At 60.1% G+C, this 16,501-nt stretch carries 15 protein-coding genes; 6 read left to right on the forward strand and 9 right to left on the reverse strand.

Annotated elements, in window-relative coordinates; genetic code table 11:
• The first annotated feature begins 336 nt into the window (after window positions 1–336).
• Both JFT81_RS04665 and JFT81_RS04670 read left to right on the forward strand, forming a co-directional pair.
• Window positions 337–1,629: an MFS transporter gene (locus JFT81_RS04665; RefSeq protein WP_201226305.1), complete on the forward strand. Its 1,293-nt coding sequence runs from the start codon at window positions 337–339 to the stop codon at window positions 1,627–1,629.
• Between the two features lie 12 nt (window positions 1,630–1,641).
• Window positions 1,642–2,409: a substrate-binding domain-containing protein gene (locus tag JFT81_RS04670; RefSeq protein ID WP_201226306.1), complete on the forward strand. Its 768-nt coding sequence runs from the start codon at window positions 1,642–1,644 to the stop codon at window positions 2,407–2,409.
• Here the strand turns inward: JFT81_RS04670 and JFT81_RS04675 are convergent.
• Entirely contained in the window at window positions 2,399–3,313 is a 915-nt protein-coding gene (locus JFT81_RS04675; protein ID WP_201226307.1) for a LysR family transcriptional regulator, read from the reverse strand. The two genes, JFT81_RS04670 and JFT81_RS04675, sit on opposite strands and share 11 nt — an antisense overlap.
• A 260-nt stretch (window positions 3,314–3,573) precedes the next feature.
• Here JFT81_RS04675 and JFT81_RS04680 point away from each other — a divergent pair, with 260 nt between their 5' ends.
• On the forward strand, window positions 3,574–5,382 hold the full coding sequence (locus tag JFT81_RS04680; RefSeq protein ID WP_201226308.1) for a monovalent cation:proton antiporter-2 (CPA2) family protein: 1,809 nt from the start codon (window positions 3,574–3,576) through the stop codon (window positions 5,380–5,382).
• Window positions 5,383–5,500: 118 nt separating this feature from the next.
• Here JFT81_RS04680 and hcnC read toward each other — a convergent pair whose 3' ends face one another.
• The 5 genes from hcnC to JFT81_RS04705 form a co-directional block, all read right to left on the reverse strand.
• Window positions 5,501–6,760, reverse strand: coding sequence for a cyanide-forming glycine dehydrogenase subunit HcnC (hcnC, locus tag JFT81_RS04685; RefSeq protein ID WP_201226309.1), 1,260 nt, complete (start codon window positions 6,758–6,760; stop codon window positions 5,501–5,503).
• Window positions 6,753–8,162, reverse strand: coding sequence for a cyanide-forming glycine dehydrogenase subunit HcnB (gene hcnB / locus JFT81_RS04690; RefSeq protein WP_201226310.1), 1,410 nt, complete (start codon window positions 8,160–8,162; stop codon window positions 6,753–6,755). The genes hcnC and hcnB overlap by 8 nt, the downstream gene beginning before the upstream one ends.
• On the reverse strand, window positions 8,159–8,473 hold the full coding sequence (locus tag JFT81_RS04695; RefSeq protein ID WP_201226311.1) for a (2Fe-2S)-binding protein: 315 nt from the start codon (window positions 8,471–8,473) through the stop codon (window positions 8,159–8,161). Before JFT81_RS04695 ends, hcnB begins: the two co-directional genes overlap by 4 nt.
• A gap of 240 nt (window positions 8,474–8,713) precedes the next feature.
• The gene (locus JFT81_RS04700; RefSeq protein ID WP_201204481.1) at window positions 8,714–9,253 is read right to left on the reverse strand and encodes a hypothetical protein; all 540 of its coding nucleotides are present in this window, start codon (window positions 9,251–9,253) and stop codon (window positions 8,714–8,716) included.
• Between the two features lie 225 nt (window positions 9,254–9,478).
• A complete protein-coding gene (locus JFT81_RS04705) occupies window positions 9,479–10,408 on the reverse strand; it encodes a hypothetical protein (protein ID WP_201226312.1) in 930 nt (309 codons plus the stop codon).
• A 298-nt stretch (window positions 10,409–10,706) separates the two neighbouring features.
• On the opposite strand from JFT81_RS04705, the gene JFT81_RS04710 reads away from it, so the two are divergent.
• Both JFT81_RS04710 and JFT81_RS04715 read left to right on the forward strand, forming a co-directional pair.
• Window positions 10,707–11,390: a response regulator transcription factor gene (locus JFT81_RS04710; protein WP_201148561.1), complete on the forward strand. Its 684-nt coding sequence runs from the start codon at window positions 10,707–10,709 to the stop codon at window positions 11,388–11,390.
• Window positions 11,368–12,762: a HAMP domain-containing sensor histidine kinase gene (locus JFT81_RS04715; protein WP_201226313.1), complete on the forward strand. Its 1,395-nt coding sequence runs from the start codon at window positions 11,368–11,370 to the stop codon at window positions 12,760–12,762. Before JFT81_RS04710 ends, JFT81_RS04715 begins: the two co-directional genes overlap by 23 nt.
• Before the next feature lie 332 nt (window positions 12,763–13,094).
• Here the strand turns inward: JFT81_RS04715 and JFT81_RS04720 are convergent, their stop codons facing one another.
• The 3 genes from JFT81_RS04720 to JFT81_RS04730 are packed head-to-tail and all read right to left on the reverse strand — an operon-like array spanning window position 13,095 to window position 15,382.
• The gene (locus tag JFT81_RS04720) at window positions 13,095–13,505 is read right to left on the reverse strand and encodes an SRPBCC family protein (RefSeq protein ID WP_201226314.1); all 411 of its coding nucleotides are present in this window, start codon (window positions 13,503–13,505) and stop codon (window positions 13,095–13,097) included.
• A 30-nt stretch (window positions 13,506–13,535) separates the two neighbouring features.
• The gene (locus JFT81_RS04725; protein ID WP_201204488.1) at window positions 13,536–14,333 is read right to left on the reverse strand and encodes an SDR family oxidoreductase; all 798 of its coding nucleotides are present in this window, start codon (window positions 14,331–14,333) and stop codon (window positions 13,536–13,538) included.
• On the reverse strand, window positions 14,333–15,382 hold the full coding sequence (locus JFT81_RS04730) for an aldo/keto reductase (protein WP_201226315.1): 1,050 nt from the start codon (window positions 15,380–15,382) through the stop codon (window positions 14,333–14,335). The genes JFT81_RS04725 and JFT81_RS04730 overlap by 1 nt, the downstream gene beginning before the upstream one ends.
• Window positions 15,383–15,494: 112 nt before the next feature.
• Here JFT81_RS04730 and JFT81_RS04735 point away from each other — a divergent pair, with 112 nt between their 5' ends.
• Entirely contained in the window at window positions 15,495–16,382 is an 888-nt protein-coding gene (locus JFT81_RS04735; protein ID WP_201204489.1) for a LysR substrate-binding domain-containing protein, read from the forward strand.
• Window positions 16,383–16,501: the final 119 nt, after the last annotated feature.

A 16,501-nucleotide genomic window follows, 5' to 3' on the forward strand; every position in this document is an offset into this window, starting at 1 on the left:
TGTAGTCGTCTGCCGGGCCGCCATCGCTGGCAAGCCAGCTCCCACAAGATTTTCATGTGAGCGCAAATTTCACCCACACAACAAAACCTGTAGGAGCCGAGCTTGCTCGCGAAGGCGTCGACACATCCAACATATTGATCGTCTGAGACAACGCTTTCGCGAGCAAGCTCGGCGCCTACAAAAAGCAAGCGTCGGGCGGATTGATCCGCTTTGCGCATCAATCCATGCCAACAATGCAATTAACATATTGTTACACCTGCGCCACCATCCGCCCCAATAACATCCGTGCGCTGACTCTCCGTGGCGCACGTCATAAAAGCGGTGGAGTACTTTGCTATGACAGCCTCAATCCCAAACGGCGGCTCGCGGGCCGGCGCCATTTTCCGGGTGACCTCGGGCAACTTCCTCGAACAGTTCGACTTCTTTCTGTTCGGTTTCTACGCCACGCAGATCGCGTCGGTGTTCTTCCCGGCGAGCAGTGAATTCGCCTCCCTGATGATGACCTTCGCGGTGTTCGGCGCGGGCTTTCTGATGCGTCCTCTGGGGGCCATCGTGCTCGGCGCGTACATCGATGACGTCGGCCGCCGTAAAGGTTTGATCGTCACTCTGTCGATCATGGCCAGCGGCACGATATTGATCGTGCTGGTGCCCGGATACGAAAGCATCGGCCTGTTTGCGCCAGCCTTGGTATTGATCGGACGCCTGTTGCAAGGCTTCTCCGCCGGTGCCGAATTGGGCGGGGTTTCGGTGTACTTGTCCGAGATCGCCACCCCGGGCCGCAAAGGTTTCTTCACCGCTTGGCAGTCAGCCAGTCAGCAAGTGGCGATCATTGTCGCCGCCGCATTGGGCTTCGCGCTGAACGCGTGGATGGCGCCGGACGTGATTGCTGATTGGGGCTGGCGGATTCCGTTTTTCGTTGGCTGCATGATCGTGCCGTTCATCTTTCTGCTGCGCCGCAATCTGGCAGAAACCGAAGAGTTCGCCGCGCGCAAACACCGTCCGAGCATGGGCGAAGTGTTCCGCACCCTTGGCCAGAACTGGGTTGTGGTACTCGGCGGGATGTTGATGGTCGCCCTGACCACCACCGCGTTTTACCTGATCACCGTGTATGCGCCGACCTTCGGCAAAACCGTGTTGCACCTGAGCACCTCGGACGCGTTGCTGGTGACGTTGCTGGTGGGGGTATCGAACTTCTTCTGGCTGCCGATTGGCGGCATGTTGTCGGATCGCATCGGCCGTCGTCCGGTGCTGATTGCGATGTCGCTGTTAGCACTGGCCACCACTTATCCGGCGCTGTCGTACCTGGTGCAGGCGCCGAGCTTCAGCCACATGCTGATGTCGCTGCTGTGGTTGTCGTTCATCTACGGCATGTACAACGGCGCGATGATTCCGGCGCTCACCGAAATCATGCCAGTGGAAGTGCGCGTCGCCGGTTTCTCCCTCGCTTACAGCCTGGCGACGGCCATTTTCGGCGGCTTCACCCCGGCGATGTCGACCTTCCTGATTCAATACACCGGCGACAAAGCGGCGCCGGGTTACTGGATGAGCATCGGTGCGTTGTGTGCACTGTGCGCGACGCTGTACCTCTATCGCCGCGCGGGCGGCCGCCTGCAACCGGTCGCCGCATAAGGAACAATGACCATGAAAAAACTCTTCAACTTCACCGCCATCGCGCTCTTCGCTTTCAGCACCCTGGCGCACGCAGAACAACTGAACGTGATGACCTCCGGCGGCTTCACCGCCGCCTATAAAATCCTCGGCCCGAAGTTCGCCGCCGCCACCGGCAACACCCTCGACACCCAACTTGGCCCGTCGATGGGCAAGGCACCCGAGGCGATCCCCAATCGCCTCGCGCGCGGTGAGCACGCCGACGTGGTGATCATGGTCGGCTACGCCCTCGATGACTTGATCAAGCAAGGCAAGGTCGACCCGGCGTCCCGCGTGGAACTGGCGGATTCGCGGATCGGCATGGTGGTGCGCGAAGGCGCGCCAAAACCGGATATCAGCAGCGTCGACGGCCTGAAGAAAACCCTGCTTGATGCACAGTCGGTGGCCTATTCCGACAGCGCCAGCGGCGTGTACATCGAGCAGCAGTTATTCAAGAAGCTGGGCATCGAAGAGCAACTGAAACCGAAAGCCAAAATGATCGCAAAAATCCCGGTGGGCTCGGTGGTTGCCACTGGCGATTATCAACTGGGCTTTCAGCAGGTCAGCGAATTGCTGCCAGTGCCGGGCGTGAGTTTCGTGGCGAAGATTCCGGAATCGGTGCAGTCGGTCACGCGTTTTGCTGCCGGCGTCCCGGTGGGCGCGCAGCATCCACAGGAAGCCAAGGCGTTGCTCGCCTACCTCGCCGCGCCAGCCGCCCAGGCGGATGTCCAGGCCACCGGGTTGGACTCGGTCAAGCACTGAGGTTCGGCGGCTGCACTTTCATTTCCACCACCAAACGCTCCAACTCCAACGCTGCCGGGGTCAACGTACGATCCCGGCGCTTGATAATGCCCACGCTGCGCATTACCTGCGGATCGGTCAATGGCACCCGCGTCAGGATCGGATGATCCGGCCCGGGCATCGCCATCAACGGTACCGCCGCCACGCCCAAACCCGCCTCGACCAGACCGATCATGGTCGTCACATGCTTGGTTTCGCAGATGCTCTGGCGCTGCGGCACCACCGTGCTCAGGGCTTGATCGAGCAAAAAGCGATTGCCCGACGTCTTGTCCAGCGAGATGTAATCCTGCTGATAAAACTCGTCCCACGTCACGCTGCTGTGCCCGGCCAATGGGTGATCGCGGCGGCAAGCGACGACGTAGCACTCCTGCACAAGCGGTTCGAAGTCGACTTTGGCATCCTGCGTACCGAGGAAACTCAAACCGAAATCCGCCTCGCCGTTGACCACCGCGCTGAGCACGTCATGGGCGCTGGAGTCGAGAACTTTGACCTTGATGCGCGGGAATTGCTGGTGATAGCGGGCAACCACGCGCGGCATGAAGTAGTACGCCGCCGAGGGCACGCAGGCGACGGTGACATGGCCCAGACGGGTCGAAGCGACTTCGCTGATGCCGAGCAAGGCCACGTCGAGATCATCGAGCAAACGCTCGACACTGGGCATGAAGCCGCGCCCCGCCTGGGTCAGACTGACCTTGCGCGTGGTGCGCTCGAACAGTTTTACGCCGAGGGCGTCTTCGAGCTTCTCGATGCGCCGGCTCAGCGCCGGTTGTGACAGGCGCACGGTGTCGGCGGCCTTGCGGAAACTGCCCTGCTCGACCACAGCGCGAAAGGCTTGCAGGTCGTTGAGGTCGAAATTGATGGCCATGGTCGGTCTCGAAATGATTGATTCGCTGTCGCTATCAATGTAACCAATTGATGCGAAATTTTACAGAAACGATGAAAATCCCCTGTAGGAGCTGCCGCAGGCTGCGATCTTTTGATCGTGCTTCTTTGAAATCCAAAGCTAGATCAAAAGATCGCAGCCTCGTTGCACTCGTCAGTTCCTACAGGGATCTTCGGTGGATCTTGAAACGATTCAGCCTTTATCCTTGTCGACCCCCGCCGTACGCTGTCAGGAGTAAACCCATGCCCCATGAAGGCAATCTGTTGCAAGCCGCTGTCGTGTTTCTGTTCGCGGCGGTGCTCACCGTGCCTTTGGCCAAACGTCTGCAATTGGGCGCGGTGCTCGGTTATCTGTTTGCCGGGGTGATCATCGGCCCTTCCGTGCTGGGCCTGATCGGCAACCCGCAAAGCGTGGCGCATATTTCCGAATTGGGCGTGGTGCTGCTGCTGTTCATCATTGGCCTTGAGCTGTCGCCGCGACGGTTGTGGGTGATGCGCAAATCGGTGTTCGGCGTCGGCCTGGCGCAGGTGTTGCTGACGGCTTCGGTGATTGGTGTGCTGGCTCTGTCGGTGTTTGGCCAACCACTGAACAGTGCGATTGTGCTGGGCCTCGGTCTGGCACTCTCCTCCACGGCGTTCGGCCTGCAAAGTCTGGCCGAGCGCAAAGAGTTGACCAGCCCCCACGGGCGTCTGGCGTTCGCGATCCTGCTGTTTCAGGACATCGCCGCGATCCCGTTGATTGCACTGGTGCCGATGCTCGCTGGCGGCGCGCAAAACACCAGCAGTGCCGAGAGTCTGAATCACGCGTTGCAAGTGCTCGGCGGTATCGCTGTGGTGGTGGTTGGCGGGCGCTATCTGTTGCGTCCGGTATTCCGCGTGGTGGCGAAAACCGGCCTGCCGGAAGTCTCTACGGCCACGGCGTTGCTGGTAGTGATCGGCACAGCGTGGCTGATGGATCTGGTCGGTGTGTCGATGGCTCTGGGGGCGTTTCTCGCCGGGCTGCTGCTGGCGGATTCGGAGTATCGGCATGAGCTGGAAGCGCAGATCGAACCGTTCAAGGGCCTGTTGCTCGGGCTGTTTTTCATCAGCGTCGGCATGGGCGCCAACCTCAGTCTGCTGCTTAACGCGCCGATCACGGTGCTCGGGCTGACGCTGCTGCTGATTGGTCTGAAGCTGCCGCTGCTGTTTGTGGTCGGGCGCCTGGCCGGTGGGTTGAACAAGATCAGCGCCATTCGCCTCGGCATCGTCCTCGCCGCCGGTGGTGAATTCGCTTTTGTGGTGTTCAAGATAGGCCGCGATCAGGGTCTGTTCGAGCCGCGCCTGTATGACTTGCTGGTGCTGACCATCACCCTGTCGATGGCGCTGACGCCGTTGCTGCTGTTGCTCTGCGCGCGCTTGGTGAGCCCGAAGGTACAGCCGGTGGAAGTGCCGGAAAAATTCCGCGAGATCGATACCGACACGCCGCGCGTGGTGATTGCCGGCATGGGCCGGATGGGGCAGATCGTGGCGCGGATTCTGCGCGCGCAGAACATCAAATTCGTCGCACTGGACACCTCGGTCGAAACCATCGAACTGTCGCGCAGCTTTGGTGGCGTGCCGGTGTTCTACGGTGACCCGATGCGCCCGGAAATCCTCCATGCGGCCAAGGTCGGCGAAGCGGAATACTTCGTGATTGCCACGGACGATCCGGAGACCAACATCAAGACCGCCGAGGTGGTGCGCAAGCTCTACCCACACATGAAAATCATCGCCCGGGCGCGTAACCGTCAGCACGTTCACCGCTTGGTGGATGTCGGCGCGGAAGCGATTCGCGAGACGTATTACTCAAGCCTGGAAATGAGCCGGCGCACATTGGTGGGCTTGGGGCTGACGCAAGCCCAGGCCGATGCCCGCATCAAGCGCTTCAAACACCATGACGAACAGGTGCTGGAGGCGCAACACGCGATCTACGACGACGCGGCGAAAGTCCTGCAAACCGCCCAGGAAGCCCGGGCGGAGCTGGCGCGGTTGTTCGAGTCCGACCAGCTCGAAGAAGAATCCCGCAGAACCTGAGCCATACACAAAACTCCATGTGGGAGCGAGCCTGCTCGCGAAAGCGGTGTGTCAGTCAACACATTCAGGACTGACAAATTGCCTTCGCGAGCAGGCTCGCTCCCACAGGGGATCTGAGTCAAGCAGGCTCTAGCGTGCGCTCTGGTTTGACCGGGGCTACTTCGAAGCGGTCCGCCAGGAACGGGGTGATGTCCAGCGGCAGCGGCTCGTCGTTGACCAGCTTGTCCAGCAGTACGCCGGTGATCGCCGAGGTCAGGATGCCGGTGCGGAAGTGCCCGCAGGCATTCAGATAACCCTCCACGCCACGCATCGGCCCGAGAATTGGCAATTCATCCGGTGAGCCCGGACGCAGCCCCGCCCAGGTTCGCTTCAGATTGACGTCCTTGAGCTCCGGCAGACAACGCACGGCACCCTGCACCAGCCCGGCGATTTCCGGGTAAGTGGTGGTGACGTCGAAGCCTTTGTCCTCGGTGGTACTGCCGATCAGGATCTCACCGTTGTCCTTTTGCGCGACGTAGCAATCACTGGTGGTCAGGCAGCCATTGAGGATTTTCGGCATGCGCTCGGTCAGCAGAATCTGGCCTTTCACCGGTTTCACCGGGATACGAATGCCGGTCGCCCATTCGCTCAGATCCGCCGCCCAGGCGCCGCCCGCGTTGATCAGCGTTTTGCAGTGGAACACGCCCTCCTCGGCGGTCTGCACGCCAGTCACGCGCGTACCGTGATGCAACACGCCGGTGACGTTGGTGTTGACGTAGATATCGACACCGTTCTGTCGCGCGCCCTCCATGTAGGCATCGGCGAGACGGAACGGGCTGACCTGATGGTCGCAGAGGAATTCCAGTGCACCGCGCGCTTCATGGCTGACGCTCGGTTCGGCCACGCGCAGCTCAGCTTGATCGAGCCAGCGCACCTGATCGGCCAGATGCGGAATGCACCCGACGATGTGCTCGGCGTAGAGGCGGTCTTCATCGTCATAGATGACGAATTTCAGCCCGGTCTTTTCGAACTTGAAATCCATGCCGTGATTGTCTTTCAGCTCGCGGTGCAGCGCCGGATACCGCGCGTTGGACTGCAAGGCGAAATCGAAGAACGACTCTGGCAGGATGTGCGGTGTGCTGGAGTCCACCGCCACCGCCGCGCCCTGGGTTTCGCGCTTGCGGTTGGCCGACATCATGCGGAAGAAAATCACCCCGCAACCGAGGCCGACCGACTCGCCGATCGCCCACAAGCCACCGGCCGACGCACGGGTTGCGTTGCCCGGACGTTTCGCATCGATGACCGCGACCTTGAGGCCCTTGCGCTTGGACAGTTGATAGGCACAAGAAGCACCGATCACGCCGCCACCCGCGATGATCACATCGTAGAACTTACTCATGGGCAGCGGCCTCCGTGCCGGCATTGTGGAACGCGGAAAAAGGAATCGGATCGATCGGGAAGCGCGGACGCAGCCAGCCAACATCCTTGCGCCCAGTGGCCTGGCGTAAACGGTCGCTGCAGTAGCCGACGCACATCCGTCCCTGGCAATCGCCCATGCTCACGCGGGTACGCATTTTCAGGCTGGCGATGTCTTGCACACCCTGCTCCAGCGCCCGATCGATGTCGGCGCGGGTCGCGTGTTCGCAACGGCAGATCACCGTGTCGGCGGCGGGCAATGCTGTCTGGCCAACGCCGCGTTCGGTGTAGCGATCGACGGCGGCGCGGAAGCGCACGATGGCTTTGAGTTTGCTCAGGTAACGGTCGCGGCGCACGCGAGCCAATTCTTCTTCAAGCACACCGCGTTGCAGCAGGATCGACGTCGCAGCAATCTTGCCCGCGAGCATCGCCGCTTCACCGCCGCGAATCCCGCTCATGTCACCGGCCAGATGCACGTGAGGTTCGTTGCTTTGCTGCCAGATGTTCGAGTTGGCGCGCAGGTAACCGTCGTCACTGAAACCGTGATCCAGGCCCATCTGCTGACTGAGTTGAGTGCGCGGAATGAAGCCATAACCGACCGCCAGGGTCTTCGCTTCGAAGCGCTCGACGCGAGACAGGTCCGGCTCCCACGTCGCCGAGTACGGCGCGACGCTGACGCTTTTCAACTCGCCCTCGCCGTGCGCTTCGACCACGCCCCAACCGTAGTTCATCGGGATGCCGTGCAATTTCAGGTAGGCGAGCATGCTCAAGCCATCGAGAAACAGCTGCGGCTTGTTCAGCAGCGCCAGGCTCTCGCGGGCGATCTTGCCGAACGCACAGGCCTCATAGACGCCGGCCACGCTGACGCCAGAGGCGTGCAACTGCGTCGCCACCAGCGGCAGCAGCGGCCCGGTGCCGGCAATGATTACCGGCCCTTGCGGCTTGACCACGCCACTCTTGATTTGCAGTTGCAGGCCGCCAAGCATGATCACCCCCGGCAGCGTCCAGCCGGGAAACGGCACACTGCGCTCATGGCAACCGGCGGCTAACAGCAATTGCGGATAGTCAATCTCGTGCAATTGCTCATCACCATCGAGCACCACCAACGCACGGGTGCCTTCAGCACCGATCACACGGTGGTTGAGGCGGACATCGATCAGTCCGGATTGCTCCTGAAAATCACCGTGCAGTTTGCTCAATGCTTCGGAATAACGCGGGCCCAGATAATCCAGTTGCACGCCATCACGCAGCGGCCCGCGATAGACCACACCGCCAAGACGCGAAGCTTCTTCAAGCAAGGTGCAACGCACGCCATGGCGCGCCAGTTCGATAGCCGCGGCCATCCCCGCCGGGCCACCGCCGACGATTACCGGTTGCAGGTTCATACGACCTCCTGCGCGGTGATGCGGTTGACCCGGGTTTCAATCTGCATGCCATCGCGCACCACCGTCTGGCAGGCACGACGTTTGTGCCGACCATTGATTTTGACCAGGCAGCACTGGCACACGCCCATGCCGCAATAGGCGCCACTGATCTGGTCATGATCGTTGCGCGCGATCTGGCGCACGCCGAGGGATTGAATAACGCTGAGGACGGTTTCGCCGATGGCGGCAGTGACCGCCTGGCCGTTGATGTGGACAGTCATATCCGCCTGCGCCAAAGGCTGGATATCGAAGGATCTTTCTAGGCAGTGCATTGCAATTTCATCCGTGAAGGTTCGGTTGAGGTTGTGTCAGCTCCTTGCTGCACTACACCGTAGTCGACGCTTTTATTACTGTGTTTGGGACGTCGACGCGGGTACTCCGTCAGCGCAAACAAGGTGCGCGGGAAGCACTGTAGCTCATACCTCAGCAAAGGCCTGGTTCATTTACGTTAGGCGATATCGCCAATCGAAACATTGATCCAGGCCAGTGAAAACAGTCGGATTGTTCAACGATCAGTTGGAGAAGACGAACTGCCCTTTGAGCTTCTTCGCACCGATGAATCCCAGATCGGGGAACAACAACGATTTGACCCAGGCAGCGTAAAACACCACAGCGAAGGTGATGCCAACGGCGATCACGGTGGACAGCGGATCCTCTTCATAGCCCTTGAACATGCGCGAAACCTGACTGATGTTCAGGAGAATGAAGACGGTATAAGCCGCCGCGACGTTCTTGTAGAAATACCAGGCAAACAACAGCGGTACACCGCCAGCGATCAGCATCATGGTCAGTGCCAGGCCGGCGCTGACCTCGAAAAACAGAAAGAACCCGGACACTGCGCCGATAAATGCCTGAATACAGATCAGCACGATCAACAGCGTGACCTTGAGTGAATGCTTTTGTCTGAGCGCCGGATCCGGGCGACCTGCTATCCACGCCGCTAACACGCGATCCTTGACCTTGCCGCCCGACAGCGCTTTGAACGTCTCGGTTTTCGAACGCCCGGCCTCGAGCATTTCCACCAATTGTCGTTTGATTTCCTTCTTGTCCAACGCGTTCATCCTTAAAGAGAGGTAAAGCGGCCAATCCACTTCCGATGGCGATTCTCGCCGCTGTCCCCGCAGAAAGCAAAAAGCCGCTTTCACCCGAAGGTGAAAGCGGCTGAGGCAAACGCCTCAATAGAGCAATCAGTGCACGAACAGGGCGATCAGGATGATGATCGGGATCGGTACGCCGAGGAAAAACAATAGGAGTGAGCGCATGGTGAATCTCCTTATTTAACGGACCGGAGTGGTCGTGGTGTAGGTGTCGACTTCAACGTACTCGACCGCGTCCCGACGACGACCACCGAAGGTCGCGGCGAAGCTGGCAAAGAACGCGCCGGCCAGCAGCGCAACGAACATCCACAGCGAGGTCAAGGCAGCGACTTTGGCGGCGGTGTCGGCGGCTTGTTGAGCTTTCAACTTGGCGTCGGCGATGGCTTTCTGAGTGCGGGCGTAGATCTCGTCGACACGACGTTCAGCGTCGGCTTGAGTCAGGTTGGTACGCTGGGCGACCAGTTGGGCGAGATAGGTACGGTCTTCGGCGCTGAGCTGACCGTTAGCCAGACTCTGGGCGAAGATGCGGGTGACCGCGCCATGGGCAGCGTCATCGCTGACGGCAGCAGGACGGTCATCGCGGAACAGGCTATCGACGAAATAACCGTATTGGTTGCTGTCAGTGTTCGCTGCTGCAGTACCGGCCGCTTGGGTCATGGCGCTGGCAGCACCGCCAGCCACACTGGCACCGGCTTGCACACCACCACTGATCACGCTGCTGACCGAACCGACCACGAGGATCGCGGTCACCAACGTGGCTACGCACCAGGCGAGGAAGCCGTGTGCGGTATCACGGAAATACACTTCATCACCGTGCATGTTCGCCCACTTCACCCGCAGGCGACCGGCTATGTAGCCACCCATGCCGGAAGCGATGATTTGCGTCGCCGCCAGCCAGACTATCGTTGATATACCCAGGCCCTTGGCACTGATGCCCTCCCCGGCCCACGGTGAAACGGCAGAGAACCCCAAACCGAAACCGAGCAGCACCAAAATCATCGACAGGGCAGCGGCAGCCGCGGCACCTGCGAAAATTGCGCCCCAGGACACACCTGACACGCTGCTCGACTCTTCGAAGGCAGGATACAACCCATCAGAGGATCTATTCATTGTTGTTCTGCTCCAGGCATGAAAAATGGTGTTACAACTCGACATCAGAGGAATTGCAGCGACCGTGCCAGTTGCCAGAATTTAATAAACCTATGTTTATCAATAACTTAGAAAAGATGAACTTCCTAAGACCATGCAAATTGCAACAAAGGGTCGATTTCAGCGGGTTTTCTGCACTGGAAAATAAATCCGCCGATTTGCGTTTTTGACAGCTACAACATGAAAGTTAATTTAAAGCGTCACGGAAATTTCTTGGCAAAATGCTGCCATTCCGTTTGAACCGATCAAGGCCTGCCCTATGACTCGTATATTGACCATCGAAGACGACGCCGTAACCGCTCGGGAAATCGTCGCCGAACTCAGCAGCCACGGTCTGGACGTCGACTGGGTCGACAATGGCCGTGAAGGCCTCGACCGCGCCGTGAGCGGCAATTACGACTTGATTACCCTGGACCGCATGCTGCCGGAACTCGATGGCCTGGCCATCGTCACCACGCTGCGCACCATGGGCGTGGCCACGCCGATTCTGATGATCAGCGCCCTCTCCGATGTCGATGAGCGTGTGCGCGGCTTGCGCGCCGGTGGTGATGATTACCTGACCAAGCCGTTCGCTACCGATGAAATGGCGGCGCGGGTTGAAGTGTTGCTGCGCCGGCAGAACAGCGTCGCGACGCAAGCGACAACCTTGCAGGTGGCCGATCTGCAACTGGATTTGATCAGCCACGAAGCGCGCCGCGCCGAGCAGGTGCTGACGCTGTTGCCGACCGAATACAAATTGCTCGAATTTCTGATGCGCAACAGCGGCCAGATTCTTTCGCGGATGATGATTTTCGAAGAAGTCTGGGGTTATCACTTCGACCCGGGCACCAACCTCATCGACGTGCACATCGGCCGTCTGCGCAAGAAAATCGACGCGGTGGGCAACGTGCCGCTGATCCGCACCGTACGGGGCTCAGGTTATGTCATTGCCGAACCCGTCTGACGGTTGGCGCTCTTCCAGCAGCCGTTTGCTGGCGCTGTACAGTTCGTTGTTCGTGGCCTGGAGCGCGATCCTCATGGGGGTCATGTATTACGAGGTTTCCGGCTACCTCGACAATCTTGCCAAGCATTCGCTGATGCAACGTCAGCATCTGTTTTCACACTTTCGCGGTGAGCAACTGGAAGAGGCGCTCGCCGCGAGCATGACCTTCGACATTCGTGGCATCGACGCTTATGGCCTGTTCGATGCGCAAGGCACTTACCTCGGCGGCGCGCTACAGCAGATCCCCGAGGGCCTGCCACTGGACGGCAAGATCCACATGCTCGCCGACTGCGCCGACTCCGATGATCCGACCCTGCCCAATGACAGCTGCGATGCCGTCGCCACGCAAACCCGCGACGGTCGTTGGCTGGTATTGCTGCGCGACAACGGTTCGTTGTTCGCGGTAACGCGGATCATTTTGCACGCGTTGTTCTGGGGCGTGTCGCTGACGATTCTGCCGGGGATTGCCGGTTGGCATTTGTTGCGCCGGCGGCCGTTGCGGCGGATCCGGGCGATTCAGGCCAGTGCGCAGTCGATTGTGGCCGGCGACCTGACTCACCGTTTACCGCTGTCCAATCGCCGTGATGAACTGGACATGCTCGCGGCCATCGTCAACGCCATGCTTGAGCGCATCGAGCGTTTGATGAATGAAGTCAAAGGCGTGTGCGACAACATCGCCCATGATTTGCGCACACCGCTGACCCGCTTGCGCGCGCAGTTGTATCGCATGCAGCAACAGGCTGGTGAAGGTTCCCAGGAGGCGGCACAACTTGATCTGGTGCTGGCCGAAGCGGACACGCTGATGGCGCGGTTTCGCGGGCTGTTGCGGATTTCGGAGCTGGAAGATCGGCAGCGTCGCTCAGGGTTTGTCGAGCTGAATCCGGTGTCGTTGCTGGAAGAATTGCACGAGTTTTATTTGCCGCTGGCTGAGGAAGGTGAGCTGCGTTTCGAGCTGAACATGCCGGAGACGTTGCCGCCGTTGAACGGTGATCGGGCATTGCTGTTTGAGGCACTGGCGAACCTGTTGAGCAACTCGATCAAATTCACCCCTCCGGGCGGTACGGTGATGTTGCGTGGCGTGAATGCCGGTGGCCAGACGCGGATTGAAGTGCACGATTCAGGGCCGGGCATCCCGGAGGCTGAGCGTGAGGCGGTGTTCCAGCGTTTCTATCGCGCCGAGGGTGGGCAACCGCAGGGTGGTTTTGGTTTGGGCCTGTCGATTGTGGCCGCGATTGTCAGTTTGCATGGCTTCAGCCTCGAAGTCGGCAGCAGCGATTTGGGTGGGGCAAAACTGGTGCTCGATTGCCGACAGAGCCTGATCGAAAATTCCTGAATACAGAAAGCACAACCCCTGTAGACGCCGAGCTTGCTCGCGAACACGCCGTGTCAGCCTGCATCGTTACTGACTGCCCCAACGCCTTCACTGTAGGAGCCGAGCTTGCTCGCGAAGGCATTGGGTCAGGCTGCATCTTTGCTGAATGACACGCCGCTTTCGCGAGCAAGCTCGGCTCCTACAAAAAGCTGTGGTGGCGGTTTGTCTGATACACCGCTTTCAACGTAGGAGCTGAGCTTGCTCGCGAAGGCATTGGGTCAGCCTGCATCTTTGCTGACTGATACGCCGCTTTCGCGAGCAAGCTCGGCTCCTACAAAAAGCTGTGGTGGCGGTCAGGTTGGGTAGTTGGCGCGCAGCGCTTCCAGGCCGCCCTGGTAGATGCCGTTGAACAGCGCCACGACTTCTTCATCGCTGACGCCTTTGGCGTTGAAACGGCCTGACCACGTCACCCGTGCGCCCTGCCCTTGGGCCTCAACTTTGATCGTCGCCAGATAATCGGTGGCCGGGAACGGCGCCTGTTCGATCGAATAGCTGTAGGTCTTCGCCGTGTTGTCGAACGCTTGCAGGCGCTCGATCACCACGCCGCCATCGGCGGTTTGCAGGGTGCGCACGCGCCCGCCTTCGCTCAGTTCACTCTTGGGAATGAACGGCAGCCAGTCCGGCAGCGTGTTGAAACCGCCGATCAATTGCCAGACCTGATCGGCCGAAGCCGGGATGTCGATGGTTGCAGATGCTGTTGGCATAAATATACGTCTCTCTTGAAGAATTCGAATTCAGATCGTCAGGCTGTCGACCACACCACCATCGACGCGCAACGCCGCGCCAGTGGTCGCCGAAGACAGCGGTGACGCAATGTAAGTCACCAGGTGCGCAACCTCTTCAACGTCGGCCACGCGCTGGATGATGGAAGTAGGACGGGCCTTGCGCACAAAGGCGTCGGCCTCATCGCGCAGCGTGCGGCCCGATTCGGCGGCGGCATCCTTGAGCATCTCTTCCAGGCCATCGGTAAACGTCGGACCCGGCAGGATCGCATTGACTGTCACACCGGTGCCAGCCAGACGCTTGGCCAGACCGTGAGACACCGCCAGATTGGCGCTTTTGGTCACGCCATAATTGATCATGTCTGCTGGTGTGGCCACCCCGGATTCCGAAGACAGGAAGATCACCCGTCCCCAGCCCTGCTCGACCATCGCCGGCACGTAGTGCCGCGCAAGGCGCACGCCGGAAATCACATTGACCTCATAGAAGCGCGTCCACTCGCTGTCCGGCGCCTCAAAGAAATCGACGTCATTGAAGATGCCCAGGTTGTTCACCAGAATGTCGGCACGCGGCTCGGCGGCGAACAACTTGGCCGCACCTTCGGCGGTGCCCAGATCCGCAGTCAAACCACGCAACTGCGCTCCCGGCACCTTCTGCCGAATGCTCGCCAGTGCTTGTTCGACCTTGCCGGTATCGCGGCCGATGACCACCACCGTGGCCCCGGCCTCGGCCAGCGACTGGCTGATGCCCAAACCAATACCCGCCGTGCTGCCACTGACTATCGCCAGCTTGCCACCCAAATCAATCTTCATCACACACCTCCCATGTAGGAGCTGCCGTAGGCTGCGATCTTTTGATCCGGCAACGGCGCCCGTTCAGAAACCAGTTTCGCTTCACGCAATGCCTGCCAGAACCCGGCTGGAATCACTGCCGACAAAGCCGCCACATCCTCAGCAATCCGCCCCGGCTTGCTCGCGCCAGGAATCACTGCCGCGACCGCCGGATGGGCCAGCGAAAATTGCAGCGCAGCGGCTTTCACATCAACGCCAAAAGCAGCAGCGATGCGTTTGATCTGTTCAACCCTGGCAACGACTTCAGGGCTGGCCTGCTGGTATTCAAAGTGCGCGCCACCGGCAAGAATCCCCGAGCTGTAGGGTCCACCGACAACAATTTCAACGTTCTGCGCCAATGCCGCATCCATCAGGCGCTGCAACGGCCGTTCGTGATCGAGCAGCGTGTAGCGCCCGGCCAAGAGGAAACCGTCAGGCTGCGCTTCCGTCAGATCCAGCGTCAGTTCGCACGGCTCGACTTTGTTCACGCCCAGGCCCCAGCCCTTGATCACGCCTTCTTCGCGCAAACGCGTCAGCACCTTGAACGCACCGGTGCGCGCCTGATTGAAGTATTCCAGCCATTGATCGCCGTAAAAGTCCTGGGCGATGTCGTGCACCCAAACGATGTCGAGGCGATCGGTCTGCAGGCGCTTGAGGCTGTCTTCGATGGAGCGCAGGGTCGCGTCGGCGCTGTAGTCGTTAACGATCTTGTTCGGGCGACCGTGCTCGAACACGCCGCTTTTTTCGCCGAGATCGCGGGCAGCGGCGTCTTCGACTTCATCGAGAATCACTCGGCCGACTTTGCTGCTGAGTACATAGTCATCGCGGTTGTATTGCTTCAAAGCTTCGCCGAGGCGGATTTCCGACAAGCCCGAGCCATAAAACGGCGCGGTGTCGAAGTAACGCACGCCGGCAGCCCACGCGGCATGCACGGTGGCTTGCGCTTCTTCCTCGGGAATCGCGCGGAACATGTTGCCCAGTGGGGCAGTACCGAAACCGAGTTGGCCGGGCAATTTGTCTTTCAAGCTCATTGGATGTTCCTCATAGGTTCAGGGTCTCCGTGACCGTTGAGCAGATCCTAGATTGCGACACCGAGACCGTCCAAGACATAATGTGCAGTACTTGAGTCCCTACAGGTCTGACATGATCGACATTCGCCAATTGCGCTACTTCGTTGTAGTCGCCGAGGAAGAGCACGTCGGCCGCGCCGCCGAACGGCTGCATATTTCCCAAAGCCCACTCAGCCGGCAGATTGCCCAGCTAGAGGAACGCCTGGGCCTGACGCTGTTCGAGCGCAGCCAACAGCGCATTCGGCTGACCCGTGATGGTCAGACATTTCTCGCCGAAACCCGTGCCCTGCTGACCCACGCCAATCGCCTCGAATCCCTCGGCAAACGCTTGGGCCGGGGTGAGGAAGGCGGTTTGTGCATCGGCTATATCGAAAACGCCATGCACGCCGGCGTCCTGCCCAATGCCTTGCGGGTACTGCGCATCGATCGACCGAATGTGCATGTCGCGCTGTACAACCTGAGTTCGGCCGAGCAACTGGAGGGCCTGCGTCAGCGTAGTCTCGATATCGCCCTGGTGAGCGAGCCGCCGACCGATGACGACCCGGACTTGCTGGGTTTTCAGGTGCTCGATGACCCGATGCTGCTGGCCCTGCCGGAGCACCATCCGCTGGCGCACCAGGCAACGTTGAGCCCGCAGGATCTGGCCGGGCAGGAATGGATCGGCGTGCAACCACGTCAGGATGCGAGTGATGAGTTCGTCAGCGCGTGCATCCGCGCCGGTTTCACCCCGGATGTGCGCATGCAGGCAACCGAGCCGTTTACGGCGCTGGGGCTGGTGGCGTCGGGGCTTGGGATTGCGATGATTCAGAAAGGCTTGAGCCATAACGCGCCGCCGGGTGTGGTGTTGCGCGAAGTGCCTTGGCTGACGCTCACCACACCGTTATGGGCGGCGTGGCACCGGATCAACTTGCGGCCGTTGGTAGAAACCTTCCGCAAAGTCCTCACCGCCGCCCCCTTGTAGGAGCCGAGCTTGCTCGCGAAGGCGGCGAGTCGATTAACGCAGATATCGACTGATGCACCGCTTTCGCGAGCAAGCTCGGCCCCTACAGGTTTGTGGCGGATCTACACTCATCGCATCAG

Source organism: Pseudomonas sp. TH43 (assembly GCF_016650635.1).
Classification (GTDB): domain Bacteria; phylum Pseudomonadota; class Gammaproteobacteria; order Pseudomonadales; family Pseudomonadaceae; genus Aquipseudomonas.

Excerpts from the sequence above, each read along its gene's own strand:
- JFT81_RS04665 (WP_201226305.1), top strand. The coding sequence starts at position 337 with ATGACAGCCTCAATCCCAAACGGCGGCTCGCGGGCCGGCGCCATTTTC.
- JFT81_RS04670 (WP_201226306.1), top strand. The coding sequence starts at position 1,642 with ATGAAAAAACTCTTCAACTTCACCGCCATCGCGCTCTTCGCTTTCAGC.
- JFT81_RS04675 (WP_201226307.1), bottom strand. The coding sequence starts at position 3,313 with ATGGCCATCAATTTCGACCTCAACGACCTGCAAGCCTTTCGCGCTGTG.
- JFT81_RS04680 (WP_201226308.1), top strand. The coding sequence starts at position 3,574 with ATGCCCCATGAAGGCAATCTGTTGCAAGCCGCTGTCGTGTTTCTGTTC.
- hcnC (WP_201226309.1), bottom strand. The coding sequence starts at position 6,760 with ATGAGTAAGTTCTACGATGTGATCATCGCGGGTGGCGGCGTGATCGGT.
- hcnB (WP_201226310.1), bottom strand. The coding sequence starts at position 8,162 with ATGAACCTGCAACCGGTAATCGTCGGCGGTGGCCCGGCGGGGATGGCC.
- JFT81_RS04695 (WP_201226311.1), bottom strand. The coding sequence starts at position 8,473 with ATGCACTGCCTAGAAAGATCCTTCGATATCCAGCCTTTGGCGCAGGCG.
- JFT81_RS04705 (WP_201226312.1), bottom strand. The coding sequence starts at position 10,408 with ATGAATAGATCCTCTGATGGGTTGTATCCTGCCTTCGAAGAGTCGAGC.
- JFT81_RS04710 (WP_201148561.1), top strand. The coding sequence starts at position 10,707 with ATGACTCGTATATTGACCATCGAAGACGACGCCGTAACCGCTCGGGAA.
- JFT81_RS04715 (WP_201226313.1), top strand. The coding sequence starts at position 11,368 with ATGTCATTGCCGAACCCGTCTGACGGTTGGCGCTCTTCCAGCAGCCGT.
- JFT81_RS04720 (WP_201226314.1), bottom strand. The coding sequence starts at position 13,505 with ATGCCAACAGCATCTGCAACCATCGACATCCCGGCTTCGGCCGATCAG.
- JFT81_RS04725 (WP_201204488.1), bottom strand. The coding sequence starts at position 14,333 with ATGAAGATTGATTTGGGTGGCAAGCTGGCGATAGTCAGTGGCAGCACG.
- JFT81_RS04730 (WP_201226315.1), bottom strand. The coding sequence starts at position 15,382 with ATGAGCTTGAAAGACAAATTGCCCGGCCAACTCGGTTTCGGTACTGCC.
- JFT81_RS04735 (WP_201204489.1), top strand. The coding sequence starts at position 15,495 with ATGATCGACATTCGCCAATTGCGCTACTTCGTTGTAGTCGCCGAGGAA.